General features: G+C 72.9%; 3 protein-coding genes. 1 reads left to right on the top strand and 2 read right to left on the bottom strand.

The genetic code is table 11. From position 1 onward, the window contains the following. A partial coding sequence (locus H5J30_RS25710) for a DUF5995 family protein (protein ID WP_258563537.1) occupies positions 1-394 on the top strand: 394 nt, incomplete at its 5' end. 10 nt (positions 395-404) lie between these two features. Here H5J30_RS25710 and H5J30_RS25705 read toward each other — a convergent pair. After that, complete coding sequence (locus H5J30_RS25705) at positions 405-2,108, bottom strand: flavin monoamine oxidase family protein (protein ID WP_181789728.1); 1,704 nt, start codon at positions 2,106-2,108, stop codon at positions 405-407. A gap of 112 nt (positions 2,109-2,220) precedes the next feature. After that, a partial coding sequence (locus tag H5J30_RS25700; RefSeq protein ID WP_181789727.1) for a carbon-nitrogen hydrolase family protein occupies positions 2,221-2,775 on the bottom strand: 555 nt, incomplete at its 5' end.

Raw genomic sequence — 2,775 nt, 5'->3', positions numbered from 1 at the left:
CTTGCAGTTCGCGCTCGCCGGCATCAACGCCCACATCGGCTACGACCTGCCGCTCGCCGTCGTCGCCACCTGCCGCGCGCTGGGCCGCGAACCCGAGGACGTCGAGGGCGACTACGAGCGCGTGGGCGGGCTGCTCGTACGGCTGGAGGAGCGGATCCGCGAGCAGCTCATGCCGGGGCCCGACCTGCTGGACGTGGCGGATCCGCTCACGCACCTCGCCGGGGCGTGGAGCCTGGAGCGGGCCCGGGACGCGGCGTGGGCGGCGGCCCGGGTGCTGTGGCGGCTGCGTGGACTGCCCGAGGTGGGCGAGGAGTTCACCGAGCGGCTGGATCAGTCGGTGGGGCTGGTCTCACGCTGCCTGCTGGTGCCGCTGCGCGGCCGGTGCGGCGACTGAGCCGGGCGCGTCAGTCCTCCGGCAGCTCCACCGGGGCGATGGCGTCGAAGACGTCGCCGGGCCCGGGGTTGGCCGGGTCGGTGGCGCCGCCGAGGTGCCGCATCACGCCCCATACGGCGTTCAGCGCCGTCTGCACCGCGCCCTCGGCCCAGCCCGCGGTCCAGGAGATGTCGTCGCCGGCCAGGAACAGCCCGCGCTTGCCCGCCGGCAGCGCCTCCTGCATGAAGTGGGTGAACAGCCGCCGCTGGTAACGGTAGTGGCCAGGCAGGTTGGCCTTGAACGCGCCCATGAAGTACGGCTCGTCCTCCCAGGAGACCGTCACCGGCGGGCCGATGACGTGCTTCCTGATGTCCACCTCCGGGTAGATCTCGCCGAGCGACTTGAGCATGACCTCCATCCGCTCCTCGGCCGGCAGCGGCAGCCACTTCAGGCTGTCGTCGCACCAGGTGTACGACAGGCAGATCGCCGCCGGCCGGTCCGGGCCGTCGTCGAGGAGGTAGGTGCCGCGGGTCATGCGGTCGGTGAGCGTCATGGACATCGTGTCGCGGCCGGTCCGCTCGTCCCGGTCGAGCCAGAACGGCCGGTCCACGGGCACGAAGAGCTTGGACGAGGCCATGTAGTGGGTGCGTTCGACGGCGGTCCAGTGGTCGATGGGCAGCAGTTCGTCGGCGCAGTCGATCTTCGAAAGCAGCATCCACGACTGCGCGGTGAAGACCGCCGCGCGGTAGGTGCGTACGTCGCCGGAGGCGTCGGTGACGGTGATCCGCTCGCCGGCGGCGCGGGCGAGGCGGGTGACGGCCGGGCGGGGGGCGCCGCCGTCGTGCAGCGCGGCCAGCGACGTGCCCTGCGCCCAGTGCACGAGCTTGCCGGGGGCGCGGTCCCAGAGCCGCAGCGGGAGTTGCCGGCTGCCGCCGACGATGCCGTGGTGGTCGTCGTCGGCCTCCGTGTAGACGACGCGCAGGATCTCCAGGATGGAGTTGGGGAAGTCGGTGTCCCAGCCGCCGGTGCCGAAGCCGACCTGGCCGAAGACCTCCCGGTGCCGGAAGGAGCGGAAGGCCGCGGAGTCGCAGAGGAAGCCGTAGAAGGTCTGGTTGTCGAGCCGCTCGACCAGCGCCGCCCACAGCTCGCGGATGCGCGGGACGTCGCGCTCGCGGATGGCGCGGTTCATGGCGCTGAAGTCCGCGCCCTCCTCCAGGCAGTCGGCCCAGGCGGCGGCGACGTCGCGGTAGACCTGCGGCAGGTCGTCGATCGTGCGGGCGTAGTGCGACTCGCCCTTGAGGTCGACGACGGTGGAAGGGGTGCCGGGCGCCAGCGGGTTGGGGAACGGGCGGGTCTGAAGGCCCGTGAGGTCGAGGTAGTGCCGCAGCGCGGTGGACGACGGCGGGAAGCGCATCGCGCCCATCTCGGCGGTGAGCGCGGGGTCGCAGCCGGGGAACGTCTCGGTACGCAGCCGGCCGCCGATCCGGTCCGCCTCGTAGACCACCGGCTTCAGGCCCATCTTCATCAGCTCGTACGCGGTGACGAGGCCGGAGAGCCCGCCGCCGACGACGGCGACCTCGGTGCCGTGCCCGGTCGCCGGTATCTGGCCGAGCCCGGCGGCGTGGGCGAGGTAGTCGTCGTACGCGAAGGGGAAGTCGGGGCCGAACATCGTGATCGGCCGCCGGTCGGTCTCCTCCCCCGCGGGGTGGACGGCGGTGGGCACGGTGGACGTCATCGGGCGGGGCTCCTCGGGGCGTGCGGGCAGGGCGGCTCGGGGCCGCCGCCCGGGCGTGCGGATGTGCGGTGTGCGGATCTGCGGGGGCCGGTGCGGGCTCCGGCGGGGTGCGTCAGGCGTACAACTCGGGCCTCAGGTCCGCCAGATACGTGTTGTCGCGGCGGGCGGCGGCGATCCGGGCGGGGTCGACGTCGGCGAGCACGAGGTCCTCGCCGCCGTCCCCGGCGCGGGCGCGCACCGTGCCGTCGGGGGCGGCCAGGCAGCTCAGCCCGGCGAAGTGGTGCTCGCCCTCGGCGCCGACGCGGTTGACGTACGCGACGTACAACTGGCTCTCGTAGGCGCGCGCGGGGACGAGCGTGCGGGCCACGAACTCGTACGGGCGCATCAGTGCGGTGGGCACCAGCAGCAGCTCCGTGCCGGCCAGGGCGTGCGCCCGCACCGGCTCGGGGAACTCCACGTCGTAGCAGACCAGGATGCCGACGCGGATGCCGTCCACGTCGGCCTGGACCACGGGGGTGTCGCCCGGGGTGAAGAACTTCCGCTCGAAGTCGCCGAAGAGGTGCGTCTTGCGGTAGTTGGCCAGCGGATAGCCGTACGGGGTGATGAGCTGGACGGAGTTGTACACGTCGGTGCCGTCCCGCTCCGGGTACCCGTACGCGATGGACAG

Source organism: Streptomyces phytophilus, assembly GCF_013870535.1.
Classification (GTDB): Bacteria; Actinomycetota; Actinomycetes; order Streptomycetales; family Streptomycetaceae; genus Streptomyces; species Streptomyces phytophilus.
The sequence above is the reverse complement of the archived record's forward strand: the minus strand, read 5'-3'. Positions and strand labels throughout refer to the sequence as shown.

What these genes read in the sequence shown, in the direction of transcription:
- H5J30_RS25705 (WP_181789728.1), bottom strand. Translation starts at nt 2,108, where the DNA reads ATGACGTCCACCGTGCCCACCGCCGTCCACCCCGCGGGGGAGGAGACC.